Raw genomic sequence first — 26,009 nt, forward strand, 5'->3', positions numbered from 1 at the left:
GCGCATGATTGGCGCTGCGGTTCTCAATACAAGGGGAGGGTTCATGAGTTCGCTGGTGGAAGTGGCGCCGCGCGCGTCGGTAAACGCGGAAGCCGATTATGTGCGGTCGGGGATTGAGTTGGCGAAATGGAGAATCGTCCCATTTCTCTTTCTGTGCTTTATCCTGAACTATATCGACCGAACCAATGTCGCCTTTGCCAAGCTCCACTTTCAGAAGGACCTTGGATTTACCGACGCGGTATATGGTTTTGGCGTATCGCTCTTCTTCGCCGGTTTCCTGCTGTTTGAGGTGCCGAGCAATCTTCTCCTCGCCCGGATCGGAGCGCGCAAGACCCTCGCGCGCATCATGATCCTCTGGGGAATCGTGTCGGTCGCCATGATGTTTATCAAGACGCCGACGCATTTCTATCTGGGGCGCTTCCTGCTTGGGGCGGCGGAAGCCGGGTTCGTGCCAGGCGTTGTCCTTTACCTCAGCTTCTGGTTCCCCTCGACGCTCCGCGCGCGCATCACCTCGCTGTTCATGGCGGCGTTGCCGATCTCGGGGATCATCAGTAATCCGATTTCGGGCCTGATCATGGATAATCTCGGAGGCGCCTTTGGTCTCGCGAGCTGGCAGTGGTTGTTTCTTCTCGAAGGGCTGCCCTCGATCGTCGTCGGCGTCGTGGCGTTATGGTACCTCGCCGATCGGCCGAAGGCGGCGAAATGGTTGTCCGATCCCGAGAAGGATGCGATTGCGTCAAGCGTCGAGCGCGAGGAGCAAGGCAAGCAAGCTGCGACGCATCATGGGTTTGGGGGCCTGCTCTCCGATCCCCGTATCTACGTGTTCGCTTTTGCGGTTTTCACCCAGTACGCGGTCGCAAATACGTTTGCGTTCTGGGGTCCGTCGATCCTCAAGGGATCCGGGGTTGCCAATGTCTGGTATCTTGGCCTGCTGAACGCGGTTCCGTTCGTGGCCGGCGTGGTGATGATGACGACTGTGGCCTGGCGATCCGACAAGAAGATGGAGCGTCGATGGCACGCGGCGTTCGGACAGGCGCTCTCAGTCGTCGGTCTCGTGCTGCTGCCGGCCGGCGTGCATGATCCCTTTCTCGCGGTAGTCTCGCTCGCCCTTGTCGCATCCGGCCATTATGCGTTTTGGTCCGTCTTCTGGACGATTCCTCCAAGCTACTTCCGTGCCCGCTCGGCGCCGGGAGGCATCGCGCTCGTGGCGAGCATCGGAGCTCTGGGCGGCATTTTCGCGTCGAACCTCATGGGCATGATCAAAGATGCCACGGGTAGCTTCAGTGCCGGGTTCTATGGGATCGCTGCGTTGGCGGCGCTCGGAGTTGTCGTGCTGCTCGTGGGCTTTCCGGCGCGATTGCTGCCGGCGGTCAAGGCATCCTGACGTCGCTGGACGGAATGGGATGTTGCCGGCTTCTGCATATTTCGTTTCCGGCCAGGTACACCTGCGGCCTGATCGGAAACGACGATCGTTATCGCAGCAAGGAGCATGATCGATGGTCGATCGTCCGAACATCATTCTCATCATTACCGACCAGCAGCGCCATGACACTGTGGCCGGGTTGGGCGCGCATTGGATGAAGACGCCAAATCTGGATCGCCTTGTCGCCTCGGGGGTATCGTTCAGAAATTGCTATACGCCGTCGCCGCTGTGCGTTCCGGCGCGCGCCAGCCTCTTCACCGGGATGTACCCCCACAGTCATCACGTCACGATGAATTTCTACAAGTGGGAGCCGACCTGGGTCCGGTTGCTGGCCGAGGCCGGATACCACTGCGTCAATATCGGGAAGATGCATACGAATCCTTACGACGCTCCTGGAGGGTTTCACCAGCGTATCGTCGTGGAAAACAAGGACCGGCCGATGTTCCTCGATGAACCGGAGCGGGCCTATTATGATCACTGGGATATCGCGCTGCGGGCGCAGGGGCTGACCCGTCCGACTCGCTACGCCAGATACAAGCGCGATCCGGATTACTTCAAGGAAGCGTTGGGCGCGTATCCCTGGGAATACGACGAGTCGATGCATCCGGACACGTTCGTGGGACGCACCGCATGCTGGTGGCTTGAGGAGCGGCAGGCGGACGCGCCGCTCTTCCTCGAGATCGGCTTTCCGGGGCCGCATCCTCCGTTCGACCCGCCGCGGCGCTATATTGACATGTATGACGACGTCGACGTTCCCATGCCCAGGACGACGGCGGCCGAGTTGGCTGCCCAACCGCCGGCGCATCGGGCACTGCGACAGAACATGATCGACAAGAATTTCGATTGCGTTGCGTGGAAGAACGATCCGAGCACCGAGGCGATCCGCCGGATGCGGCGCTACTACGCAGCGAACGTCACGCTGATCGATGAGCAGGTCGGCAATATCATGAGCGTGCTCGAGCGGAAGGGCTATCTGAAGAACGCCATCGTGATTTTCACCTCTGATCACGGCGAGAACCTCGGGGATCATGGGCATATCCAGAAATGGAACATGTACGATACCGCGACCAAGGTTCCGCTGGTCGTGTGGAGTTCAGATCTCAAGACGCGCGATGTCCGGACGGATTCGTTGGTCCAACTGATGGATATTGCCCCCACCATTCTCGACTATGCCGGTGTGGGCATTCCTGCGGGCTGGGAAGCGGTATCGCTGCGGCCCGTTCTGGAGGATGGCACTACAACCGTCCGCGACAGCGTCTATTCCGAACTCTATCGGGATCACATCCAGAGCGGATCGGAGTGCATCGTCATGCGTCGCGATGCGCGCTGGAAAGCCGTTTGGTATTTGGGCGAGAGCTGCGGTGAACTCTATGATCTGGAAGCGGACCCGGACGAGCTGCAGAATCTCTGGGACTCGAAGCAGCACGTGCAGATCCGGAACGAGTTTGTCCAGCACATCCAGGATTGGCTCATCCGCGGTGCGATCGAGAATCGCGAACAGACCAGGGAAAAGCCGCAGCCCGCAATGGCGATCGGCTAGGTCTGTCTCACCCACGTTGGTTCGTCTCTCGCGCAGGAAAATTCGAATCTAATGAGCTCTGGATACGACTATATCATCGTTGGTGCCGGTTCGGCCGGGTGCGTTCTTGCAAACAGGCTATCTGCCGATCCGGCGCGGCGCGTCCTCCTCCTCGAGACCGGCGGCAGCGACCGGAACTTTTGGCTGAAGCTCCCGGTAGGCTATTACAGGACGATCTACGACAAGCGTTTTTCTCGGCAGTTTGATACGGAGCCTTGCGAGGGAACGGGAGGGCGAGCCATTGTGTGGCCGCGCGGTCGGGTCATCGGCGGTTCATCCTCCATCAACGGACTGATCTTCATCAGGGGGCAGCACGAGGATTTTGACGATTGGTCAAAGCTTGGCGCTTCAGGATGGAGCTACAAGGAGGTGCTTCCGTTCTTCAAACGGTATGAACGCTACGAAGGCGGAGACAGCGAGTATCGCGGAGGGGGCGGCGAGTTCGAGGTTTCCAATCTGCGCAACCGGAATGTCGCCTGTGATTCCTGGTTGGCGGCGGGATCTGAATTCGGTTTGCCCTTCAATGCTGATTTCAACGCCGTGACGACTTACGGCGTCGGGCGGTATCAATTGAGCATTGGCTCTCACTGGAGAACCAGTTCGGCGAGCGCCTTCCTGTATCCTGCCCTGAAGCGGCAGAATCTCACGCTGGTCGCTCATGCTCACGTCAGCAAGATAATCGTGCGCGCACAGGTCGCAACCGGCGTCGAATATATCCGCGACGGTCGCGTCGAGGTTGCCCATGCCGACCGCGAGGTCATCCTGTGCGCCGGGGCAATTCAATCCCCGCATCTTCTTCAATTGTCGGGTATTGGCCCTGCGGATCTGCTTCGTTCGTTGAAGATTCCGGTTGTCGTGGATCAGCCGGAAGTTGGAGCCAATCTTCAGGATCATTATCAGGCGAGAGCCATAGTCCGGCTGAGACGGCCAATTTCTCTGAATGATGAAGTACGCAATCCCGTGAAGCTCGCCGCCATGGGCGCGCGCTGGGCCCTCAACAAGGGCGGTGCCCTTACCGTCGGTGCGGGGCAAGTTGGGGGAGCTGCATGCACGCAGCACGCGATCGGCGGCCGTCCGGACGTCCAGTTCAACGTTATGCCTCTCTCGGTCGACAAGCCGGGAGAGCCCTTGCATCGCTATTCCGGCTTCACGGCATCGGTCTGGCAGTCTCACGCCAAGTCGCGAGGAACCGTCCAGTGTCGGTCGGCGGATCCGCTCGATCAGCCCCGCATTGTTCCCAACTATTTTGCAGAAGCCATCGACCGCAAGACCGTCGTGGCGGGTTTGCAGATGCTGCGGGAAATTTTTGACCAGAAGTCGTTTCGGGGGCTGGTGGAATCGGAGGTTCTTCCGGGGCCGGAGTTCGCGGGCGAAGAGGGGCTCTGGCGGTTCGCGCAGATGCATGGCGGCACGGTGTTCCACTGCGTTGGGACTTGCCGCATGGGCGGAGCGGATGCGGTGGTCGATCCCGAACTGCGCGTAAGAGGAATCGATCGTTTGCGGGTGGCGGACGCTTCGGTGATGCCGGTCGTGACCTCTGCAAATACCAACGCTGCTTCGATCATGATCGGCGAGAAGGGGGCGCACCACATACTTTCCCGGAGCCAGGCGGGATAGTTTGCGGTCTGCTGTTGTTTTTTTGGCTACGCTGGAGGACAATGCAACTATAGCTCTAGGATGCCAAGATGGTGCTTTCCGCGGATACGTACGCCCCTAAATACGCGCAGATTGCAGACATTCTGCGACAGCGGATCGCTCGCAATTATTGGCCTAAGCAGGCTCGCCTTCCGCCAAATGAGGCGCTGGCTGAAGAGTTCGGCGTGTCGCGAATCACCATTCGCCAGGCGATCGACATCTTGGTCAATGAACATCTTCTCGAAGCAAGACAGGGCAGCGGTACCTACGTCGCGCAAACTCCGGTGCAGGATCGCTGGCTCCCGGTCGAGACCAGCCTCTCGCAGCTCGTGGAGATGTATAAGGACACTTCGCCAAAGATCATCAATGTATCGGAGCCCTCGAATATCAAGCCGGCCCTGAACGCAAGTGATGGAACGCCGGCTGAACGCTACGTTCACATGAAGCGCGTGCATTATCGCGAGAAGCAGCCTTACTGCGTCATCTCGATTTTTCTCGATGAGGCGGTTTTTCAGAAGCACCCGACTCGTTTCCGGCGGGAAGTCGTGATTCCGATTTTGGCTTCCATGCGCAGTCCCAAGATAACCCGCGCTCGCCAGACACTTACGATCGGTACAGCCGATCTCGAAGCATCCAAGCTTCTTGAAATTCCGCTTGGTTCTCCGGTCGCGGAGGTGCGGCGTGTCTTCAACACCGCTAGCGATCGCGTCATCTACCTCGGAGAAGTGACCTATCGCGGCGACTTCATTCGCATCGATATGGATCTGAAGCCTTAGGAGTCCTCCTCGGATCGAGCAAAACGCAAAGCCAAATGTCGCTTCGGCAGGCTTACGCGATGACTTTGCCAGGGTTCATGAGATTGTGGGGATCGAAGGCTTGCTTCAGGAGCTTCAGCGCGTTCAGCTCTGCTCGTGACTTGTAGCGGAGCATCTCCGATCGACGGAGTTGGCCAACGCCGTGTTCTGCGCTGATCGAACCGCCGAGATCGGCGACGATGTCGTGCACAATCCGGTTGATTTCGCTCCGACGTTCAATGAACTGACCGGAGCTAATGCCCAGCGGCGGCATCGGATTATAATGAATATTGCCGTCGCCGAGATGGCCGAACGCAAAGGGACGGATGCCCGGGACTGCGTGCGCCAGGGCAGCGTCGGCACGCTCGATGAACTCAGGCACCTGCGACACCGGGACCGAGACGTCGTGCTTAATGCCGGCACCACCCGCTTTCTGTGCTTCGGCCTGACCTTCGCGAAGCGCCCAGAGACGGAGACGCTTCGCCTCAGAATCCGCGAGCACGCCGTCGATCACCAGGCCTTTTTCCAATGCTTCGGACAGCAATTGCTCGATCGGACTGCGCAGCGTACCCGGTTCGCCATGGCCCGCCGCCTCGATGAGCACATACCACGGGTGCTCCTCGGCAAACGGTGAGATCGCTTCCGGCAGCGCCACCAAGACCCACTTCATGCATTCGCGCCGCATCAGCTCAAACGCGCTGAGGCTCTCCCCGACGTGGCTGCGGGCGATGTGGAGGAGATCAAGTGCCGCCACCGGCGTTGGGGCAGCAACGAAAGCCGTGACGATGTCTCGTGGTCTCGGAAATAGCCGCAGCGTGGCGGCGGTGATGATGCCGAGCGTGCCCTCGGCTCCGATAAAGAGTTGTTTGAGATCATAGCCGGTCGAGTCTTTGCGCAAGCCCCGCAGCCCGCTCCACATGCTGCCGTCGGGAAGAACGACTTCGAGCCCGAGCGCCAGAGCGCGCATATTGCCGTAGCGCAGGACCTGCGTTCCTCCCGCGTTGGTCGAAAGGTTGCCGCCGATCTGGCAGGATCCTTCGGAGGCGAGGCTGAGCGGAAACAACCGGTTGACATCGACTGCATGCGCCTGCACCTCTGCGAGCGTCATCCCTGCCTCGACCGTAATGGTGTCGTTCTGGGGGTCGACCGCGCGTAGGGCGCGCATCCGCTCCAGCGAAATGATCACGCTGCGGGGGTCGACTGGCTGAGCACCGCCCGCCAGGCCGGTGTTGCCGCCCTGAGGTACCATCGAAATGCCTGCCTTTCGGCATGCGGTCACGACTGCAGAAACTTGGGCAGTGGAGGAGGGGAGCGCGACATATTGCGCGGGTCCCCGGAACGCGCCGTCGAAAGAAATACAATAGCGCTCGAACTCAGCATTCGGCTCGACCAGGCCTTGGGAGCCCAAGATTGCGCGCAGACGGTCGCCAAGGTCGTTCGTCAGCATGTCTCCCGTCGCGATGATGTGCACAACGCTGTCTCCCCTTCAGTCAGGTAAAGTCAAAGGCGCCGCGGTGGCGGCGCGTGAGTTGCGCGAGCGCGTCGAGCGATGGCGCGCCCAACTGTCCCATCGCGGTCTCCAGCTCTTCCTTCAAGAGTCCAGCGACATAGGCTGCGCCTCTTCCACCGAGTGCGCCGAGCCCGAGAAGGAATGCGCGCCCCGCAAATGTGCCGCTGGCGCCGAGTGCGATAGCGCGCGCGACGTCAAGGCCCGATCGTATGCCGCTGTCGAACAGGACGGTGGCTCTCGTCCCGACTCTTGCAACGATAGCGGGCAGGACGTCGATCGCAGCAGGCGCAGCATCGAACTGGCGACCACCATGATTGGAGACCATGATGCCATCCACTCCCACTGCAAGCGCCTGTTCGGCATCATCGGGATGCATGACACCTTTTACGACCAGCGCGCCTGACCAGGCATCCCGCATCAGCTTCATGACATCCCAGGAGAACGTGCCCTTGATCTGGCTCTGTACAAAGCCGCCGGTTTTCGCCAGCGTCGGCGGCTTTTCGACGTAACGCTCCATGTTGCGAAAGGTCGGCGTGCCCGCTGTGGCGAGCGCAAGCAGCCACGGCGGCGACAGAGCCACGTCCAAGATGGTTCTTGGCGTGGGACGAAATGGGACCACCAGGCCGTTGCGCAGATCACGAGGACGCTTGGAGCGAACCGGCGCATCCAGCGTCGCCGCCAGCACTCGCACGCCAGCTGCGTCCGCCCGCTTGATCAGATCGAAGGTGACGGCGTGGTCGTCGGCGGGCAGTCCGTAGAGCTGAAACCAGGCATAAGGACCCGCAAGCTCGGCGACGTCTTCGATCGTGGCGGTGGCGAGCGTGCCGGCAATATAAGGAATCCTTGCCTTGCCGGCTGCACTTGCGAAAATCCGCGTGGCGCCGGGCCAGATGATGCCGTCGATTCCCACAGGAGAGATGCCGATCGGCGCGGCGCAACGGACGCCGAACAGCTCAACCTCAGTGCTAACGGGACCAGGCTTGCCGTAGCGGGGGACCAACTCCACCGCATCCAGCGCCAGTCGATTGCGCCGCGTGTTCAGATCGTCACCCGTTCCGCCCTCGAGAAAATCGAAGGCGAAGCGCGGGATACGGCGGCGGGCGCGGCGCTCGATGTCATCCAGCGTGGGCAAACGCTGACGCAAGCGAGCCTCGGGGCTTGTTCCGCTGCCGGCACCCCAGGCTTGCGCGCGCGGTGAGGAGCGGCGAAGATCGCCGGCCATGAGAAAGCGTCCTTGGTTGCGTGACCGCACCTCTCATAGGACGCGTTTCGTCATCACCGCAAATAATTAGGGATGATGACCGCGATAGCTTCTGATGATTGCCGGCAGGATCGCTACCGCGACTTGGCGCGCCGTATAGCTCGGCGCCTCGCGGTATCTCCGGAAGCCGGCTGCACATAGTTGCTTGCCGATGTTGCGGCCTCGAGCAGGTCGTGGCGAATGATGTCCAGCACGGCTCTGGCGGCGGCGGACACCATTCGGCGCGGATGATGAACCCAGGCGATCGATCGGACGATGCGCGGTTCGGCGAAGCGGTGCGCCCTCACCCTGCCGTCCGCCAGGGACTGTTGAAGTGCAATCGTGGGCAGCACGGTCACGAGATTGGTGGTGGCGATCACGTCGCAAACCGCGGGCAGGGTGTCGAGCTCCAGTCTCGGCTTCAATTCGATGCCGGCTGTGGTGGCGTGCTCCTCAAGGATCATGCGCAGGCCGTGCCGTTTCGATGGCATGACCAGGTCGAACTCGGAGAGATGCCCGAAACGCAGGTTCGTCGGTGGCTTGATCGGCGCATCCTTTCGACAGGCGAACACCATCTCTTCGTCCATCACATGGTGCGTGGCGAGCGAAACGCGCCGGCGTGGCACGTTGATCAGCGCAAAGTCGAGTTGCCCGGAATTCACCCAGTCGGTCAAGGTTTCCGTGTATCCCTCGCAGGCCGAGAGCGTGATTTCCGGATAGAGATGAGCAACGGTTGCGGACGAACTCGCCATCGTGCTCTGTGCCACCGAAGTAATCAGTCCGACCGACACCCGGCCGGAAATACGGCCGTTGAGCCGCGCCATTTCCTGCTTGGCATATTCGACGTCGCGCACGATAGGAAACACGAGCCGCGAGAACGCTTCGCCGGCGACCGTCAGCGTCATTCCGTTGATGCTCCGCTCGAACAGCTTTTGGCCAAGCTCGGCCTCAAGTTTGGCGATCTGCATGCTGAGTGCCGGCTGTACGATGTTGAGCTGGCGGGCTGCGCGGGTCACGTTCCTCTCTTCCGCCAGGCAAAGGAAGTATTGCATCTGCCTGAGTTCCATTGGTGTTTCCTTCCTGTCCGCGCCGGTGTTGCCGGTTGCCGTTAGGCATCATTTTGGATGATCGAGTTAATCATCAATCATTATTTGTACTGATCTTAGCTTGCCTCTACTGTCCGTTCAAACAGCTTGACGCGCCAGCAGCCCGAGATCGGCGCCGCCCAGGCAAACAACATTCATTTCGATGGCCGCGACGCCTGGCGTCACTTGCGTCGCGGCACCAGGGAGCAGAAGCGAAGCATCATGCAGCATCGGACGCCCTCACGGCTGATTATCGGCATTTCCGGTGCCTCCGGCGTCGTCTACGGCGTGCGCTTGCTGCAATTGCTCCGCAACGCCGGTATCGAAACGCACCTGGTGATGTCGAAGGCGGCGGAACAGACCTTCGCCTATGAAACCGACCTGAAGATTGCCGAGGTGAGGGCGCTCGCCAATTTCAGTCACCCCATCGATGATATGGCAGCCTCGATCTCCAGCGGCTCGTTTCGCACGGCAGGCATGATCGTCGCGCCGTGTTCGATGCGATCAATGTCGGAGATTGCGTCGGGCGTCACCACGACGCTCCTGACCAGGGCCGCCGACGTCGTGCTCAAGGAGCGTCGCCGGCTGGTGTTGATGGTGCGCGAGACGCCGCTGCACACCGGCCACCTGCGCACCATGACCGCGCTTTCAGAGATGGGAGCGATCATCGCGCCGCCGGTGCCGGCGTTCTATGCCAAGCCCGACAGCCTGGACGACATGGTCGAGCATACGGTCGGGCGTGTGCTCGACCTGTTCGACATCGACATCGGCGTGGTGCGCCGCTGGGGCGAGGATGAGGCATTGAAGCGTCGTTCGCCACGAAAAATTGCTCCCTATGCTTGAAGAAGACCACGGAAAGGATCGCAACATGCGGACCGAGAACCTGGCCAGAACCGCTGCGGCGGAGGCGCCGAGTGATTTGCGCGCGTGGCTCGCTCACCTCGCCAAGCGCGGCAAGCTCGCCGTCGCCCGCGAGGGAGTAGGGCTAGTCGATGAGCTTGCTGCCGTGTCGAAGCGGCTTGAGCGCGACCGCGCCGTCTTGTTTCCAAAACCCGGCGGACACGACATCCCGGTGGTTGCCAATCTGTTCGCGGGCCGTGACTGGGTGGCCGATTCCATCGGTGTCAGCGAGGAGCAGTTGTTGACGCATTTTCTTGCGGCGGCGCGTGCGCCACTTCCGAGCCTGGAAGTGACAAGCGGGCCGGTGCAGGAGGTCGTCCATAACGAGGTCGACCTGATCCGGCAGTTGCCGATCCCGAAACACAACGAGCGCGATAGCGGCCCCTATATCACGGCGGGACTGTTGATCGCGCGCAATCCGCGCAACGGCATTCAGAACGTATCGATTCATCGCTGCCAGATCAGCGGTCCGAACCGCATCGGCATTCTGCTGTTGCCCCGGCATACACTTTCCTACTTCCGCACGGCCGAGGAAGCAGGCGAGGCGCTGGAGATCGCCATCGTCATCGGGGTTCATCCGGCCTTGATTCTGGCATCGCAGGCGATTGCTGCGCTGGACGAGGACGAGATGGGGATTGCCGGGGCGCTGCTCGGTCGTCCCGTCGACGTTGTGAAGTGCAAGACCAACTCCGTCCGGGTTCCCGCCCACGCCGAGATCGTGATCGAAGGTCGAATTCTCCCCGGGGTTCGTGAGCCGGAAGGGCCATTCGGCGAATTTCCCCAATACTACGGACCGCGCGCCGATCGCGAAGTGATCGAGGTCGATATGGTCACTCACCGTGCTGAGCCGATCTACCACACCATCGTCGGCGGTGGCTACGAGCATCTCGTTCTCGGCGGCGTTCCGCGCGAGGCGACGCTGCTGCAGCATCTGCGGCGCAGTTTTCCGAACGTGCTCGATGTACGCCTTACCCGCGGCGGCACCTGTCGTTATCACCTTGCCGTCAAGATCGACAAGATCACCGACGGCGAGCCGAAGAACATCATCATGTCTGCTTTCGGCGCCCACTATGACGTCAAGCAGGTCGTCGTCGTCGACAGGGATGTCAACATCGGTGATCCCGAGGAGATCGAGTGGGCGGTGGCGACACGTTTCCAGGCTGACCGCGATCTTCTGGTGGTTTCCGGTGCGCTCGGCTCCAAGCTAGATCCGACCACGAGCAACGGGATCAGCGCCAAGATGGGGTTCGACGCGACGGTGCCGGTCGGCGCGCCCGAGTTCGATTTCAAGCGGATCCATGTCAAGGGCGAGGAGGAGGTCAACCTCGCCGAGGTCCTGCAAAAGGATCCCAATGCCGCGCTCTCCCGCGTTCTTGCACGGGCGCGATAGGCAAAAGGTTGATCCGAGCACATTGACAACGAAGCGTCCGCAGAACGGACGGTAGCAGATAAACATTGGGAGGTGGTGGATGTTCTCTAGGATAATTCGCGCGAGCTTGGTTGTCGTTTCGGTCGCGGCATCGGGCATGATGCCGGCGCGGGCAGAAAAAGCCGACGAGGTCAAGGTCGCGATCAACAACGTGGTCAGCGATGTTGTCTTTCATCTTGCCGCGGAACGTGGGTTTTTTGCCGAACAGAATCTCAACGTCACCCTGATCAGCTTCGATTCCGGACCGAAGATGATTGCGCCGCTGGGCGCAGGGCAGATCGACGTTGGCGCAGGAGCGTCTTCCGCAGGGCTCTACAATGCGGTGGCGCGCGGCATCAATGTGAAGGTCGTTGCCGACAAGGGCTCCACGCCGCGCTCTTACGACTACATGCCGCTGCTCGTCCGCAAGGCGCTGGTCGACAACGGCAGCGTCAAGACTGTTGCGGACTTGAAGGGAATGAAATTCGGCGAGGTTGGTCCGGGTGCAGCGACCAACGCAAAGCTCAGCCACATCCTGGGCAGCGCAGGGCTCGCTTACAAGGACGTAACGCACAACTATATCAACTATCCCCAGCAGATCGCAGCCCTCACCACCGGTGCAATCGACGCGGCGATCACGACGGAGCCGTCGGTCACGCAGGCCATCAATAGCGGCGTCGCCGTGAAGTTCGTGGCCGATGGCTATCCGGATCAGCAGGTTGCCGTGCTGCTCTATGGCGGTGACTTCATCGCCAAGCGTCCGGCCGTCGCCGAGCGCTTCATGATCGCCTACCTCAAGGCGGCGCGCGTCTATAACGATGCCACCGCTGGCGGAAAATTCACGGGCAAGGGCGCGGACAAGGTGATCCAGACCATTATGAAGAGCACGGGTCTCAAGGATCCCGGTCTGTTTCAGAAGATGGTGCCAAATGGCATCGATCCCGACGGCAAGGTCAATGTGAAGAGCATGGCCGATGATCTGAAGTTCTTTGCCGACAACGGCTATCTTGAGCGGCCTGCCAAGGTGGAAGACGTCGTGGATTCCACATTCGCCGAGAAGGCGGTGCAGAAGCTTGGCTCCTACAAGCCAGTCGAGAACTAACGGCAAATCGCAGGGATACGTCATGGCTATTGCGAGCACGTTAAGTAGACAAGGCCGGCCGGCGGATCGCAGGCAAACAGGGGCGGGCTGCGGAAGGCCTGGGTTGCGGCAGGCCGTGCCGAATTCATCTCCGACCAGACGCCGGGATCAATGCCGGGCCCGGTTGATCTGGGCGCAGTGATGCTGCACTTGCGCGAGGTGCTCCCGGCGGACGCGATCATCTCGAATGGTGCCGGCAACTATGCCATCTGGGTGCACAAATTTCATCGCTATGGCGGCTTCAGGACCCAGCTTGCGCCGACCTCTGGATCGATGGGTTATGGCCTGCCGGCGGCAATCGCCGCCAAGCTGGCTCATCCCGCGCGCACGGCTGTCTGCTTTGCGGGCGACGGCTGCTTTCTGATGAGCGCGAACGAGCTCGCCACGGCGGCGCAGTATGGGCTCGGCGTCATCGCGATTGTCGTCAACAATGGCATGTACGGCTCGATCCGCATGCACCAGGAGAAGGAATATCCCGGACGGGTGCATGCGACGGCGCTGGATAATCCGGATTTCGTCGCGCTCGCGCGGGCCTTTGGCGGTTATGGTGAGCTGGTCCTCAAGACCAATGACTTTGCCGCGGCGTTTGCGCGGGCCAGGGCCTTCGCCGATGAAAAACGTAAGCCCGCCATATTGGAGCTCAGGATCGATCCCGAAGCGATCACGCCCACCGCAACGCTCACGCAATTGCGCGAGCGTGCGCTGGCCGCACGAGATGCTGCTCTGTAACGACGATGGCTCGCCGTGGGTGCCTCTCGCATTGACAGATCATCCGGCCTATGCTGACGGGAAAGGAAGCAACAACTACGTCTGAAGGGAGGCCTGGATGTCGACAGCTCTGCGCATTGCTTATGGCGCCTTCGGAAGGGTCGCGCTACTGGATATGGATCGTTCGCTGGTGCGTCACGCGCATCCGCATTGCCATGTCCTGCTGAAGGTCGAAGGCGCCGATACACAGTTCCTGGTGGGAGATCGGGTTTATCCGCTGACGGACACCGGCGCTGTGCTCGTCGACGGCTGGAAGCCGCACGCCTACGTTCACGATCCCGCGCGGCCGCGGGCCCTTATTCTGGCGCTTTATATCGAACCTCAATGGTTGAAGGAGTTTCGGCCCGGCTGGGCCGCAAGCGGCGCGCCAGGTTTCTTCGATCAGCCTTCTGGTGAGGTTTCGCCGCGGATCCGCCAGCTTACGATGCAGCTTGCCACCGAGATGATGGCGCACCCGGGTTGCGTGCGCGACCATGAGCAGACCCTCTCGGACCTGATGATCGCGGTGATCGAGCGCTTTACGCCGTGGCGCAGCTTTCCCAATTCAATCCGCGGCATGAATGCGATGACCTGCGACTGGCGGATCCGGCGAGCTACGGAGGTCATTCGCGCGCAGGAGGGAGCCCGCGCCAATGTCGATCAGTACGCGAAGGGAGCAGGGCTGTCACGCGCACAATTCTTCCGCCTGTTTGAATCGTCGCTCGGGGTTTCGCCGAAGATCTATCTGAACGTGGTGCGCATGGAGCGGGCGCTCGAGGCCGTGATCCACCAGGACACGTCGGTCACCGATCTCAGTGAGCGCTTCGGCTTTCCGGAGCCTGCGCATTTTACCCGCTTCTTTCGCGATCATGCCGGCGTCAGTCCGCGCGAATTTCGCAACGTCTCGCGCCTTGCAAGTTGATATTGCGGTGCACACTTTCAAATGAGACGATTTGGTAGGTCGTGAGATCGGGCGGTATGGCCCGCATGGCTGACATTCTGACAACTGCTCCACGCCGCGTCGGAGAGCGCGGTGGAGAGGAGCGTCGGAATGGCGGAGGCCGCGGTTCAATCCGCATCATCTGTCGATCAGAACACGGCTGAAGACCGGCCTTGGGTCGGTCGTTCGATCGAGCGCGTCGAAGATGCCGCACTGCTCAGCGGCCGTGGGCGCTTCATCGACGATCTCGGCACTCCGCCGGGGACACTGCATGCTGCCATCCTGCGCTCCCCACATGCCCATGCCGATATTGTCTCTGTTGACGCGGAGCTGGCTCGGCATGCGCCGGGCGTCGCCGCTGTCCTCACCGGCGAGCAGGTCAAGGCGCTGACTTCGAGCCTCGTCGTTGGCGTGAAGGCGCCGGTGGAATGCTGGCCGATCGCGATCGAGCGGGTTCGCTATGTCGGCGAGCCCGTCGCCGTGGTCGTCGCGAGCGATCGCGCCCGAGCGGAAGATGCGATCGAACTGATCAATGTCGAGTACCAGCCGCGCGCTGCGGTGGTCGATCCGTTGGCGGCGCTCGCAGCCGATGCGCCTGTCCTGCACGATGGCTTTCCCGGCAATCTCGCCAGCGATCGCAGTTTTTCCTACGGCAATCCCGAGCAGGCGTTTGCCGAAGCAACGCATCGCTTTTCAATCGACATCCGCTATCCGCGCAATTCCTGCACGCCAATCGAAACCTATGGTGTCATTGCCACCTATGATGCGGCTGAGAATGCCTTTGACATCCTCGCCAATTTCCAGGGCCCCTTCAGCATTCACACCGTGATTTCGCGTGCGCTGAAGGTACCGGGCAATCGGCTGCGGCTGCGCACTCCGCCGGATTCCGGCGGCAGCTTCGGTGTCAAGCAGGGTGTCTTTCCCTACATCGTCTTGATCAGCGCGGCCTCTCGCGCCGTCGGGCGCCCCGTGAAGTGGATCGAGGATCGGCTTGAGCATCTGACGGCCTCGGTCTCGGCGACCAACCGCGCCACGACGCTTTCAGCCGCGGTCACCGCTGATGGCAAGATCCTCGCGCTCGATTGGGACCAGGTCGAGGATTGCGGCGCCCACCTGCGCGCGCCCGAACCCGCTACGCTCTACCGCATGCACGGCAACCTCACCGGCGCCTATGACATCCGCCACGTGAAAGTGCGCAACCGCGTCATCGTCACCAGCAAGACGCCGACCGGCCTCAACCGAGGCTTTGGCGGACCGCAAGTCTACTTCGCGCTCGAGCGCCTGGTGCAGCGGATCGCGATCGGGCTGCGCCTTGATCCGCTCGATGTCATCAAGCGCAATCTCGTTCCGGCCGACGCCTTCCCTTATCGCACAGCGACCGGCGCGCTGCTGGACTCCGGCAACTATCAGGAGGCGATCGCCAGGGCTGTCGAGCACGGACAACTCGCAGAACTGAGGACGCGACGCGATGAGGCGCGAGCGCAAGGCCGCCTTTATGGCATCGGTTTTGCCGCTGTCGTCGAGCCCAGCGTCTCCAACATGGGTTACATCACGACCGTGCTTACGGCGGCGGAGCGTCGCAAGGCCGGACCGAAGAATGGCGCGCAGGCAACCGCAACCGTCGCGCTTGATCCCGTCGGGGGCGTCACGGTCCATGTCGCATCCGTGCCGCAAGGGCAGGGTCATCGTACGGTGCTGTCGCAGGTAGTGGCCGATGTGTTCGGCCTCAAGCCGCAGGACGTTCGCGTCAATACCGAGATCGATACCGGCAAGGATGCCTGGTCGATCGCCTCCGGCAACTATGCGAGCCGGTTTGCGGCCGCCGTAGCCGGGACCGCCAAGCTGGCGGCTGAACGAACCGCGGCCCGTCTTGCGCGCGTCGCCGCGAGCCAACTGAATGTTGAGCCGGCAGATATCGTGTTCGCCGGCGGCTTCGTCGCGTCGAAGCACAATCTGGAGAACCGCGTTGCTTTTTCCAGAGTCGCGGCGCTCTGCCATTGGTCGCCGGGCTCATTGCCTGATGATGCCGGCCAGACCATCCGCGAAACCGTGTTCTGGACGCCGCCGGAGCTGACCCCGCCGGACGATCAGGATCGCATTAATTCCTCGCTCTGCCACGGCTTCATCTTCGATTTCTGCGGCGTCGAGATCGACCGCACGACGTTTGAGACCCGTATCGATCGCTACGTGACCATGCACGATTGCGGCACCATCCTGCATCCGGGCATGGTAAATGGGCAGATCCGCGGTGGCTTTGCGCAGGCGTTGGGCGCGGCGCTCTATGAAGAATACGCTTATGCCGCCGACGGCAGCTTTCTGACCGGAACGTTTGCCGATTATTTGCTGCCGACGACGACCGAAGTCCCCGAGCCGCAGATCATCCATATAGAGACACCGTCGCCCTTCACCCCGCTCGGGGCAAAGGGCGTCGGCGAAGGCAACTGCATGTCGACGCCGGCGTGCATCGCCAATGCCGTGGCCGATGCGCTCGGGCTCCCCGACGTCACGCTGCCGCTGGTGCCGGCGAAGGTTGCCGATTTGGTGCGTGGTCCGGAGCCCGAACCGCCGACGGGACAATCGAGGGCGGCGCTCACACGCGAAGGAGACCGCCGGCTGCGCGGCGAGGGCAGTGCGTCCGTCAACAGGGCGCCGGAGCAGGTATGGACGATGCTGCTCGATCCCCAGACATTGCAGGCTGTGATCCCCGGATGTGAGCAGGTCCACAAGGTCTCCGACACGCATTTCCGCGCCGACGTGACGCTCGGTATCGGGCCGGTCAGCGGACGCTATCGCGCCGATGTACAATTGTTTGATCTCGATCCGCCGCATGCGGTGACGTTGCGCGGGAAAGCCGAGGGGGCGCTCGGCTTCGGTCACGCCGAGGGACGGATCACGCTCGAGCCCGACGACAGAGGCGGTACACGGCTGCGCTACAGCTATGACGCAGCGATCGGCGGTAAGGTGGCCAGCATCGGCGGCCGCTTGCTCGACGGCGCGACGCGCGTGATCATCGGACAATTTTTTGCGGCACTAGCGCGCCACGCCGGCGGTGGAGCGCCTGCAAGCGGCTTCTCGATGTTTGCCCTGCTCAGCAAGCTCGCAAGCCTGTTTGGAGGGCGACGATGAAACCAGCCGCCTTCGACTATGTCCGCGCCGAATCCGTCAACGAAGTCCTTGAGGGACTTTCCAAAGAGGGCGGCAATGCCCGCGTATTGGCCGGTGGCCAATCGCTGATGGCAATGCTCAATATGCGCCTCGCCAAGCCAAGACTCCTGATCGACATCATGCGGCTGAAGGAGCTCAACCGCATCGAAGAGCAGGCGGGAGTGGTGACGATCGGCGCCGGCGTGCGCCAGGCCGCCTTGCTCGCATGGCCGGAGCTGGCGCGGACTTTGCCCCTGCTTGCGCTGGCGTTGCCCTGGGTCGGTCACGTCCAGACGCGCAGTCGCGGCACTATTTGCGGTTCGCTTGCACACGCCGACCCGAGCGCCGAGATGCCGCTCGCGCTGATCGCCCTCGGCGGCGAGGTGCATCTGCGCAATGCGCGGCGGCACCGACGGGTTGCAGCAAGCGAGTTCTTTCTTGGCATGATGGCGACCGCCCGCGCCGAGGACGAGTTGATCGAAGCCGTATCGTTTCCAAGTCCGGGCGGCGGATGCGCATTTCGCGAAGTCGCCCGCCGTCATGGTGATTTCGCCATAGTGGCCTGTGCGGCGGTTGCAACTCCGAAGGGGGTCCGCTTAGCGGTCGGCGGCGTCGCCGATGTCCCGATGGCGCGGGACTGGCCGCGCCTGGACGGAAGCGCGCTCGATGACGCGCTGAACGGCTTTGCCTACGAGCTCAACGCGCGGGACGACGTGCACGCGACCGCGCGCTATCGGCGCGATCTGGTGCGGATCATCGGTCGCGATCTGGTGCGCGAGGTGCTGCAATGACCCGTCTCAGCGCCGATGGCCGTCATCCGGTTCGCTTCAAGCTGAACGGCAGGCCGGTTGAAGCCGAAGCCGAGCCGCGCATGCTGCTGTCCGACTTCCTGCGCCAGCAGATTGGTGCAACCGGAACCCATGTGGGCTGCGAGCACGGGGTTTGCGGTGCCTGCACGGTCATTGTCGACGGCATGCTCACGCGTTCCTGCCTGACGCTGGCGGTGCAGGCCGATGGTTGCGAGGTCCAGACCGTCGAGGGGCTTGCTCCGTCGCCCGATCGGCTCGGCATCCTGCAACAAGCGTTCCGCCGCAACCACGCCTTGCAATGCGGCTTCTGCACCGCCGGCATCCTGATGTCGCTCGACCATTACCTGCGCCGGCATCCGGCGCCAAGCGAAGCCGATATCCGCGATCTCCTGAGCGGCCATCTCTGTCGCTGCACCGGCTACACCCCGATCGTCAATGCGGCACTGGAAGCGGCCGCCGAACTTGGCACCTCCATCGAAGAGACATCAGATGCTTGATCTCGGCAGCAGTTTCATTGCAAGCGTTGCACGTGATCCCGATGCGCTTGCGCTGGTTGATGGTTCGCTCCGCCTTACCTATCGCCAGTGGTACGGCAGGATCTCGGCGCTCGTCGGGTCGTTCGACCGCATCGGGCTGAAGCCCGGCGATCACGTGGTTACCTTACTGCAGAATCGCTGGGAGGCTGCAACCCTGCACTGGGCCTGCCAGTTTGCCGGGCTGGTCATCACGCCGATCAACTGGCGCGCCAAGGCCGACGAGCTCGATTTCTGCATCGAGAATGCGGAAGCTTGCGCCGTCTTCTATCAGGATGTCTCCGCCAACGCCGTGAAAAACTCCGCACGCGCCGCCGGCCTGCAACGTATTGCGGTCGGCATGAGTGCCGACGGAGATCTGACCTTTGCCGACATGGTAGAAGGCGGCGCTGCCGGTGCCGAGCCTCGGGTCGGTGCTGATGCATGGTCGATCATGCTGTACACTTCGGGCACGACATCGAGACCAAAGGGCGTGCCACGCCGCCATCGCGCCGAGCGCGCGGCGGCAGTCGCGCATGTCGCGCAAAATCTCTATGGTCGCAACGAGCGCACGCTCGGCGTGATGCCGCTCTATCACACCATGGGTGTGCGCTCTCTGCTCGCGATGTCGCTGATCGGCGGCACCTTCATTTGCCTGCCGCGCTACGACAGCCGCCAGGCGCTGGCCCTGATCGAGAGCGAGCAGATCACCAATCTCTATCTGGTGCCGACCCTTTATCACGACCTCGTTCACCACGAGGCGTTCCCGGCGATAGACATATCGACCGTGCGAAAGCTCGGCTTTGCCGGCGCCTCGATGACGGACGGTTTGCTCAAGAAGTTGAGCGAGCTGTTCAAGCCGGACCTGTTCGTCAATCATTACGGCAGCTCCGAGATCTACACGTTCACCATCGATCAGAACGCACCGGCCAAGCCCGGCTCGGCCGGCAAGGCCGGCATCAACCAGCATATCAAGGTGGTGCGGATCAATGCCCGCTCGGCCGTCGAACTTGCCGCACCGGGCGAAGAGGGCGAGATCATCGCCTTGCTCGCCGGCGACGAGGCATTCGAGGGCTATTGGCGGCGGCCGGAGGCCGACGCCAAGGCGCTGCGCGAGGGCTGGTATTTTACCGGAGACACCGGGTTCGTCGATTCCGATGGTGACCTGTTCGTCACGGGCCGTGTCGACGACATGATCATCACCGGCGGCGAGAACGTCTCGCCGGTGGAGATCGAAAGCTGCCTCTCGCTGCATCCGGCGGTCTCCGAAGTGGCGGTGGTCGGTCTCGCCGACGAGAAGTGGGGCAAGATCGTCGCCGCCTTCGTCAGGCGCAACCGACCAGTGTCCGAGGCGGAGCTCGAGCAGTTTTGCCGCACCTCAGGTCTTGCCAATTTCAAGCGTCCGCGGCGCTACGTGTTTGTTGACGCCATTCCAAAATCGCCGGTCGGCAAGCTGCTGCGGCGTCTGCTCGTAGCCGGAGAATATGAAGCCGAGCGCCTGCCGCCCTCGGATGCAGCCTGATCACACGACACCAACGAAAGGAAACAACCACATGCCGTCACCGTACAGCTTTACCGACCCCCGTCTCGCCAAGCTCGATGGGTTCAAGGTCGAGATCGACGAGGCGCATGAGCGCGCCGACATCATCCTCGGCCGGCCGCCCTATAACGTCGTCTCGATGCCGCAGCGCGACCAGCTACGGCTGACCTTTGAGACGCTCGATGAAGATCCGCGCGTTCGCGTCATCGTGCTGCGGGGCGAGGGCGACCATTTTTCTAGTGGAGGCAATATCGGCGGCTTCATGGAAGCGAGCCCGGAGCATGTATCAAAACTGGCCTGGAATATCGCGGCGCCCGCGCGTTGCGCCAAGCCGGTGATTGTCGCCAATCGCGGCTATTGCTTCGGCGTCGGATTCGAGTTGTCGCTCGCCTGCGACTTCCGCATCGCTTCCGAGACCACACAATACGCTCTGCCTGAACAGAAGCTCGGGCAAATCCCGGGGTCGGGCGGGTCGGCACGCCTGCAGAAAATGGTCGGCATTACGCGCACGAAGGACATCGTGATGCGGTCAAAGCGCATTTCGGCGAAACAGGCACTCGAATGGGGGATTGCAACCGAATGCGTGCCGGACGCCGAACTCGAGAAGGCAACCGACAGGCTGGTTGACGAACTCCGCTCCTTCTCGCCGTTGGCACAGCGCACCGCGAAGAAGCTCCTGAACGACACCGAAGACTCGACGCTCACGATCGCAATCGAGCTCGAGGGCCATTGCTACAGCCGGCTGCGTCAGTCCGAGGATTTCAAGGAAGGCGTCGAAGCCTTCAACGCCAAGCGTCCGCCCAAGTTCGTCGGGCGCTGACGACGAAAGAACGCAGCTAACAACGCCGCGGACGGCCGTCAGCCGCCGCGGCAATCTTCAACGGGGAAGAAAATATGGCTGAGATGGACGTGTCGGTCGCGAATGTGCGGACGTCGGCAGACAATCGACAGATGGTCAACGCGATCATCGCCTCGGTGCTCGGCTGGGCGCTCGATCTTTTTGATTTGTTCATTCTGCTCTACGTCGCGCCGGTCGTCGGCGCATTGTTCTTTCCGTCGAGCAACGCCGCGCTGTCGCTCGCCGCAGTGTATGGATCGTTCGCCGTCACGCTCTTGATGCGGCCGCTTGGCTCGGCCGTATTCGGCCATTATGCCGATGTGCACGGACGCAAGCGCGCCATGCTGGTCGCAATTTTCGGTGTCGGCATCAGCACGGCTGCGTTCGGCGTGCTGCCGACGATCGCCCAGGTCGGCGTGATCGCGCCAATCATCTTCCTGATCCTGCGCCTGGTGCAGGGCGTCTTCGTCGGCGGGGTGGTGGCCTCGACCCATACGATCGGCACGGAATCCGTGCCAGCAAGTTGGCGCGGGGCGATGTCTGGTCTGGTGGGTGGTGGTGGCGCCGGGATCGGCGCGCTGCTGGCGTCGTTCGTGTTCCTGATCACGTCCTCGATCTTTCCCGGTGAAGCCTTCGCGGAGTGGGGCTGGCGCGTCATGTTCTTCTCCGGCCTGCTGAGCTCTTTGCTCGGCTGGTTCATCTTCAAGAACCTTGAGGAGTCGCCTTATTTCAAGGAGCTAAAGCGGCAACAGGCGACACGTAAGGCAGAGGTGCCCAAGGCTCCGGTCAAGGAAATCTTTTCAGGGGAGTATCGCAGGATCTTGCTGCTCAATCTCCTGATCACGTTCGGCGGCGGAGCGGGCTACTATCTGACCTCCGGATATCTTCCGAGCTTCCTGAAGATCATCAACGCGATCCCGAACCAGACCTCGTCGCTGATTCTGATGGGCGCCAGCGTCTCGTCGTTCTTCTCGGCTGTTCTGATCGGATCGCTAAGCGACAGGATAGGGCGGAAGAAAACCTTTCTCCTGGTCGGAGCAGGTGCCATCGTGCTGCTTCCGCTGTGCTATCTGGGCCTTGCTGCGACGAAGGACATCACGCAGATCACGCTCTATGCGCTTGCGATCGCCTTCATCGGCAATGCCGGCTATGCACCGGTGCTGATCTTCCTGAACGAGCGCTTTCCGACGGCGGTGCGTGCAAGCGGTACAGGGCTGTCCTGGAACATTGGCTTTGCGCTCGGCGGTATGATGCCGACCTTCGTTTCGCTGGTGAGTGCCGGCACCGCGCAGATTCCGACATCGCTCGCCATCTTCTCGGTTGCGGTGTTCGCGATCTACCTGATCGGAGCAATCGTGATCCCAGAGACCAAGGGCGACTTCAAGTGAGGACTAGTGGCCGCGCGGTCGGGCCGCGCCGCCACGATCGAAAGTTAGGTTCGGATATCATGTCTTTTCATGCTCTCAATCTGATCGACGGCGTCTGGCAACCGGCATCCTCCGGTGAAACGATGCCGAGCATCGATCCCTCCAATCAGGCCGTGATCGGCCGCGTCGAGGCCGGCGGAAAGCAAGATGCGGAAGCGGCGGTATCGGCCGCACGCCGCGCTTTCGGGCGCGCGGATTGGTCGCAGAATCCGCGGCTTCGCCAGCTGGTCATGCTGAGATGGGCGGACCGGATGGAGCGGCGCGGTGCCGAACTGGCGCGCCTTCTCACGCTGGAGAACGGGAAGCCACTCGCGCAATCCCGCGGCGAGATCGAGGGCAGCGTCTCTGAGATTCGTTACTACGCGGGATTGACACGTCACATCCCCGGCCACGTTCTCGAGGTCGAGCCGGGGACGTTCTCGACGATGCTGAGAGAGCCCGCAGGCGTCGCCGGCCTGATCATTCCGTGGAACGCGCCCGCGGTGTTGCTTATCCGCGCGTTGACGCCGGCCCTTGCCGCCGGGTGCACGGCGGTGATCAAGCCAGCGCCGCAGACAGCTCTCGTTACTGCCGAGATCATCAAGTGCCTTAGCGAAGTCGAGCAGCTTCCTGCCGGCGTCGTTAATCTCGTCAACGAGCAGGGTCACGACGTGGCGGAATATCTCGTCACTTCGCCCGAGGTCGACGTGCTCAGCTTTACCGGCTCGAATGCGACTGGGCAGCGCATCATGGCTGCGGCTGCGCCCACCATGAAAAAGCTGTCGCTCGAACTGGGCGGGAAGTCGGCCTGCCTCGTCTTCGAAGATGCAGACGTCGAAGCAGTCGCCCCAAAGCTCGCTGCCGCTGCAACCATTATTGCCGGACAGCAATGCACGGCGGCGCGACGTATTCTCGTTCACGCGTCGCGATATGACGCGATGAAAGCGGCGTTGGGATCCGCGCTCGCGAGGCTGAAGCTGGGCTCCGGCCTGGCGGCGGAAACGAACATGGGTCCCTTGATCGATGCCGGCGCACTTGCCGCGGTTTCGCGTAGCATAGCCGATGCGACGGCTGCAGCCGACGAGGTTGTGCTGCGCGGCGCACGGCCGAACGGCGATTTGGCCAAAGGATTCTTTCTGGCTCCGACGCTGGTCGCTCACCGCGACACGTCGGCGTTCTTCGTGCAGGAAGAAATATTCGGTCCCTTCGTCGTTATCGAGAAATTTGATGACGAGCAGGAGGCGGTTGTCCGCGCCAATCACAGCGAGTACGGCCTCTCTGCCAGCGTCTGGACCCACGATGGCGCGCGCGCGATGCGCGTCGCACGCGCTTTGCGCAATGGCACGGTGTGGATTAACGACCATAACAGGCTGTTCGCCGAAGCGGAAACCGGTGGATACCGCCGCAGCGGACTGGGCCGGCTGCACGGTTACGATGCGCTGATCGACTTCCTTGAGATCAAGCACATCTATCAGAACTGCGGCACTGTCTAGCGATCGACGAACTGCATTTTGACGGTGTGATCATCGACGGCGGCTCGGCAGGCTGGTTCTTGCTAATCGGCTGCGGGCACTAGGCCGCAGATCTGGCTGTGTCCGCTAGCCCCTTTGAGGCTTGCACATCGGCCACCCTTTCGATTCCTGGAAGCTGCCACTCGTCTGGACAGCCAGTCATATTGGTAACTTGTCGACACCGACTTCGATGGTTACTCTGTTGGTTGCGGTCCAAGGGTGACTCTCATGGCTGATCAACGTCCTGCTCCGATCTTCGTTGCGGATTCCGTGGGTTTGGATTTTCTGAACACGCTCGCAACTCCTTTGGATATTGAGGTTGAGTGGCTCGGATCGGGCGAGGGCCTGATTTTATGGCTTCTGCAAGCCGATTTGGTGCCGCCCGAGGTCGTCGCTGATCTGCGCAGAAGGGCGGTAGCGGGGGAGTTTGATGCAGTTGCGGCTCAAGCGCGCAAACTGCGCGAGTGGTTTCGCGGATTCGTCAAGGCGTATAAGGGCAAGCCTCTCAAGCCGAGAGTTCTCCAGGAACTGGAGCCGCTAAACCGCGTACTCATCAGGGACGAGGAATTTGGCCGGATCGTTGCTCGTGAGACCGTTCGGAAGAGGCCGACGAAGGGAGATGGGGATCAAGCGCCAGTTTCGGGGTTGGCATGGAGCCGTCAGCGCCGCTGGCGATCGCCTGATGCCTTGCTGCTTCCAATCGCGCAAGCGATGGCGCAGCTTGTGTGCGAGGAGGATTTCCAATACGTCAAGGCCTGCGAAGGACACCGTTGTACCTTGATGTTCGTGGATAGAACGCGGGGGCGTGCGCGCCGTTGGCCGCCCAAGCCGGGTAGGCGGCCTTCGCTGCGGCTACGGCCGCGTCGAGCTACTGCTTGGAGGCCCGGCGGGCACTGTGCCAGCACTTCCTCCGTCGCGATCCAGCGCCCGTCCGGCGATCAGGGCGTGACGTACATTGCCTTCCCTTGCGCCAGATACTGGAAGAGCTTGTAGCTCATCCAGATATAGCCGTCGCTGCCGTTCCACTGGTGACCCCAATCCGGGCCGAAGCTGTTCTGGATCAGGATGGCTTGCTGGTCGTCGTCGTAGCCGATGATGAGCATGCAGTGGCCGACGAGCTTGCCGTCCGGACTCTTGTCCTTGTTGAAAGGGCCGGTCATCGGACTCGGCGAGGTGCTGTTGTAGCTCCCGAAGCCCTCGTTCAGCGCGGTGCCGTAGCAGAGCGCGCCGCCATTGGCGATCACCGCCTTGATCGAATCGAGATCCGACGTGTCCACCATCGCCCAGCCGGGAATCTGGAAACTCGCGTCGACGGTCGCGTTCGCATCATAGCTCGACCAGAGCTCGGGGCAGCTCGGATAATACGGCGCCGTTGCCCAGTTTGGCGTTCCTGCCTGGGTCAGAAGGTCGAGATAGGAGTCTAGCCGCGAGCCGTTGCAGGTGCTGACGCCGTAGCTCTTCATGACTTGGATATAAATGTGGGCCGGGCTCGCCTGCAGCGACGCGGTCGACGGCGATTGCTTCGACACGGCAGCGGCGGTGAAGGTGGCAAGACCATAGGTCGAGGCCCACGCGGCGCAACTGCCCGGACTGCCCTGGTGCTGCGCCGTGCCCTGCGCCTGCGGTGGCGGCAGATAGTCGGGATTGACGGTCGCAGATGTGGGGAGCGCTCCGGCGAACACTGGCCGGATCGAGCGCCCGGTCTCGGCGGTTGTCGGATCGTACCCTGGATTGAAGATGACGTTGAGAGCAGCTTCCTGCGTCGACATGAGAGCCTCCGTTGTGTGATGTGGAATGATCGGGACGAGACCGGGCGGTCATGCCGCCCGGCGGGGTCTTGCAGCCGG

The 26,009-nt window shown here is 61.9% G+C and carries 20 protein-coding genes and 1 pseudogene; 17 read left to right on the top strand and 4 right to left on the bottom strand.

Going from position 1 to position 26,009, the window contains the following annotated elements; translation table 11 throughout:
* Positions 1-43: 43 nt before the first annotated feature.
* The 4 genes from ACZYOF_RS18305 to ACZYOF_RS18320 all read left to right on the top strand — a co-directional run bounded on the left by ACZYOF_RS18305 (position 44) and on the right by ACZYOF_RS18320 (position 5,413).
* Positions 44-1,384, top strand: coding sequence for an MFS transporter (locus ACZYOF_RS18305; RefSeq protein WP_463716610.1), 1,341 nt, complete (start codon positions 44-46; stop codon positions 1,382-1,384).
* A gap of 112 nt (positions 1,385-1,496) precedes the next feature.
* On the top strand, positions 1,497-2,963 hold the full coding sequence (locus ACZYOF_RS18310; protein ID WP_463716611.1) for a sulfatase family protein: 1,467 nt from the start codon (positions 1,497-1,499) through the stop codon (positions 2,961-2,963).
* Positions 2,964-3,014: 51 nt separating this feature from the next.
* Complete coding sequence (locus ACZYOF_RS18315) at positions 3,015-4,619, top strand: GMC family oxidoreductase (RefSeq protein WP_463716612.1); 1,605 nt, start codon at positions 3,015-3,017, stop codon at positions 4,617-4,619.
* Positions 4,620-4,687: 68 nt separating this feature from the next.
* A complete protein-coding gene (locus tag ACZYOF_RS18320; protein ID WP_130579885.1) occupies positions 4,688-5,413 on the top strand; it encodes a GntR family transcriptional regulator in 726 nt (241 codons plus the stop codon).
* A gap of 52 nt (positions 5,414-5,465) precedes the next feature.
* Here ACZYOF_RS18320 and ACZYOF_RS18325 read toward each other — a convergent pair whose 3' ends face one another.
* From ACZYOF_RS18325 to ACZYOF_RS18335, 3 genes are all read right to left on the bottom strand, one after another.
* Positions 5,466-6,902 carry an FAD-binding oxidoreductase gene (locus ACZYOF_RS18325; RefSeq protein ID WP_463716613.1) on the bottom strand — a complete coding sequence of 479 codons (1,437 nt, stop codon included), beginning with the start codon at positions 6,900-6,902 and terminating at the stop codon, positions 5,466-5,468.
* 19 nt (positions 6,903-6,921) lie between these two features.
* Complete coding sequence (locus ACZYOF_RS18330) at positions 6,922-8,163, bottom strand: alpha-hydroxy acid oxidase (RefSeq protein WP_463716614.1); 1,242 nt, start codon at positions 8,161-8,163, stop codon at positions 6,922-6,924.
* A gap of 113 nt (positions 8,164-8,276) precedes the next feature.
* A complete protein-coding gene (locus ACZYOF_RS18335; protein ID WP_130579887.1) occupies positions 8,277-9,248 on the bottom strand; it encodes a LysR family transcriptional regulator in 972 nt (323 codons plus the stop codon).
* A 240-nt stretch (positions 9,249-9,488) separates the two neighbouring features.
* Between ACZYOF_RS18335 and ACZYOF_RS18340 the strand changes: the two genes are divergently transcribed.
* The 13 genes and pseudogenes from ACZYOF_RS18340 to ACZYOF_RS18400 all read left to right on the top strand — a co-directional run bounded on the left by ACZYOF_RS18340 (position 9,489) and on the right by ACZYOF_RS18400 (position 25,155).
* Positions 9,489-10,109, top strand: coding sequence for a UbiX family flavin prenyltransferase (locus ACZYOF_RS18340; RefSeq protein WP_463716630.1), 621 nt, complete (start codon positions 9,489-9,491; stop codon positions 10,107-10,109).
* A gap of 25 nt (positions 10,110-10,134) precedes the next feature.
* Positions 10,135-11,556: a UbiD family decarboxylase gene (locus tag ACZYOF_RS18345; RefSeq protein WP_463716615.1), complete on the top strand. Its 1,422-nt coding sequence runs from the start codon at positions 10,135-10,137 to the stop codon at positions 11,554-11,556.
* Positions 11,557-11,662: 106 nt separating this feature from the next.
* Positions 11,663-12,676 carry an ABC transporter substrate-binding protein gene (locus ACZYOF_RS18350; protein ID WP_463716616.1) on the top strand — a complete coding sequence of 338 codons (1,014 nt, stop codon included), beginning with the start codon at positions 11,663-11,665 and terminating at the stop codon, positions 12,674-12,676.
* A 93-nt stretch (positions 12,677-12,769) separates the two neighbouring features.
* A pseudogene (locus ACZYOF_RS18355) lies at positions 12,770-13,444 on the top strand (thiamine pyrophosphate-dependent enzyme); the annotation flags it as partial.
* Between the two features lie 97 nt (positions 13,445-13,541).
* Positions 13,542-14,384: an AraC family transcriptional regulator gene (locus ACZYOF_RS18360; protein ID WP_282527368.1), complete on the top strand. Its 843-nt coding sequence runs from the start codon at positions 13,542-13,544 to the stop codon at positions 14,382-14,384.
* 129 nt (positions 14,385-14,513) lie between these two features.
* Positions 14,514-17,528 (top strand): xanthine dehydrogenase family protein molybdopterin-binding subunit, encoded by a 3,015-nt coding sequence (locus ACZYOF_RS18365; protein WP_463716617.1) that lies wholly within the window; start codon positions 14,514-14,516, stop codon positions 17,526-17,528.
* On the top strand, positions 17,525-18,337 hold the full coding sequence (locus ACZYOF_RS18370; RefSeq protein ID WP_282527370.1) for an FAD binding domain-containing protein: 813 nt from the start codon (positions 17,525-17,527) through the stop codon (positions 18,335-18,337). Before ACZYOF_RS18365 ends, ACZYOF_RS18370 begins: the two co-directional genes overlap by 4 nt.
* A complete protein-coding gene (locus tag ACZYOF_RS18375; protein ID WP_463716618.1) occupies positions 18,334-18,852 on the top strand; it encodes a (2Fe-2S)-binding protein in 519 nt (172 codons plus the stop codon). The genes ACZYOF_RS18370 and ACZYOF_RS18375 overlap by 4 nt, the downstream gene beginning before the upstream one ends.
* The gene (locus ACZYOF_RS18380) at positions 18,845-20,389 is read left to right on the top strand and encodes an AMP-binding protein (protein ID WP_463716619.1); all 1,545 of its coding nucleotides are present in this window, start codon (positions 18,845-18,847) and stop codon (positions 20,387-20,389) included. Before ACZYOF_RS18375 ends, ACZYOF_RS18380 begins: the two co-directional genes overlap by 8 nt.
* Positions 20,390-20,420: 31 nt before the next feature.
* Positions 20,421-21,227: an enoyl-CoA hydratase/isomerase family protein gene (locus ACZYOF_RS18385; protein WP_130579898.1), complete on the top strand. Its 807-nt coding sequence runs from the start codon at positions 20,421-20,423 to the stop codon at positions 21,225-21,227.
* A gap of 74 nt (positions 21,228-21,301) precedes the next feature.
* Positions 21,302-22,633, top strand: coding sequence for an MFS transporter (locus ACZYOF_RS18390; RefSeq protein ID WP_463716620.1), 1,332 nt, complete (start codon positions 21,302-21,304; stop codon positions 22,631-22,633).
* Between the two features lie 59 nt (positions 22,634-22,692).
* Positions 22,693-24,144 (top strand): aldehyde dehydrogenase family protein, encoded by a 1,452-nt coding sequence (locus tag ACZYOF_RS18395; RefSeq protein WP_282527375.1) that lies wholly within the window; start codon positions 22,693-22,695, stop codon positions 24,142-24,144.
* A 246-nt stretch (positions 24,145-24,390) separates the two neighbouring features.
* Positions 24,391-25,155, top strand: a complete 765-nt coding sequence (locus tag ACZYOF_RS18400) for a CGNR zinc finger domain-containing protein (protein WP_463716621.1) — start codon at positions 24,391-24,393, stop codon at positions 25,153-25,155.
* Here ACZYOF_RS18400 and ACZYOF_RS18405 read toward each other — a convergent pair.
* The gene (locus ACZYOF_RS18405; RefSeq protein ID WP_463716622.1) at positions 25,101-25,931 is read right to left on the bottom strand and encodes a C1 family peptidase; all 831 of its coding nucleotides are present in this window, start codon (positions 25,929-25,931) and stop codon (positions 25,101-25,103) included. The genes ACZYOF_RS18400 and ACZYOF_RS18405 overlap by 55 nt on opposite strands.
* Between the last annotated feature and the right edge of the window lie 78 nt (positions 25,932-26,009).

The sequence above is a fragment of the Bradyrhizobium sp. LeoA1Lang genome (assembly GCF_055413685.1).

Coding starts and splice junctions, on each gene's coding strand:
- ACZYOF_RS18305 (WP_463716610.1), top strand. CDS start 44: ATGAGTTCGCTGGTGGAAGTGGCGCCGCGCGCGTCGGTAAACGCGGAA.
- ACZYOF_RS18310 (WP_463716611.1), top strand. CDS start 1,497: ATGGTCGATCGTCCGAACATCATTCTCATCATTACCGACCAGCAGCGC.
- ACZYOF_RS18315 (WP_463716612.1), top strand. CDS start 3,015: ATGAGCTCTGGATACGACTATATCATCGTTGGTGCCGGTTCGGCCGGG.
- ACZYOF_RS18320 (WP_130579885.1), top strand. CDS start 4,688: ATGGTGCTTTCCGCGGATACGTACGCCCCTAAATACGCGCAGATTGCA.
- ACZYOF_RS18330 (WP_463716614.1), bottom strand. CDS start 8,163: ATGGCCGGCGATCTTCGCCGCTCCTCACCGCGCGCGCAAGCCTGGGGT.
- ACZYOF_RS18335 (WP_130579887.1), bottom strand. CDS start 9,248: ATGGAACTCAGGCAGATGCAATACTTCCTTTGCCTGGCGGAAGAGAGG.
- ACZYOF_RS18340 (WP_463716630.1), top strand. CDS start 9,489: ATGCAGCATCGGACGCCCTCACGGCTGATTATCGGCATTTCCGGTGCC.
- ACZYOF_RS18345 (WP_463716615.1), top strand. CDS start 10,135: ATGCGGACCGAGAACCTGGCCAGAACCGCTGCGGCGGAGGCGCCGAGT.
- ACZYOF_RS18360 (WP_282527368.1), top strand. CDS start 13,542: ATGTCGACAGCTCTGCGCATTGCTTATGGCGCCTTCGGAAGGGTCGCG.
- ACZYOF_RS18365 (WP_463716617.1), top strand. CDS start 14,514: ATGGCGGAGGCCGCGGTTCAATCCGCATCATCTGTCGATCAGAACACG.
- ACZYOF_RS18370 (WP_282527370.1), top strand. CDS start 17,525: ATGAAACCAGCCGCCTTCGACTATGTCCGCGCCGAATCCGTCAACGAA.
- ACZYOF_RS18375 (WP_463716618.1), top strand. CDS start 18,334: ATGACCCGTCTCAGCGCCGATGGCCGTCATCCGGTTCGCTTCAAGCTG.
- ACZYOF_RS18380 (WP_463716619.1), top strand. CDS start 18,845: ATGCTTGATCTCGGCAGCAGTTTCATTGCAAGCGTTGCACGTGATCCC.
- ACZYOF_RS18385 (WP_130579898.1), top strand. CDS start 20,421: ATGCCGTCACCGTACAGCTTTACCGACCCCCGTCTCGCCAAGCTCGAT.
- ACZYOF_RS18390 (WP_463716620.1), top strand. CDS start 21,302: ATGGCTGAGATGGACGTGTCGGTCGCGAATGTGCGGACGTCGGCAGAC.
- ACZYOF_RS18395 (WP_282527375.1), top strand. CDS start 22,693: ATGTCTTTTCATGCTCTCAATCTGATCGACGGCGTCTGGCAACCGGCA.
- ACZYOF_RS18400 (WP_463716621.1), top strand. CDS start 24,391: ATGGCTGATCAACGTCCTGCTCCGATCTTCGTTGCGGATTCCGTGGGT.
- ACZYOF_RS18405 (WP_463716622.1), bottom strand. CDS start 25,931: ATGTCGACGCAGGAAGCTGCTCTCAACGTCATCTTCAATCCAGGGTAC.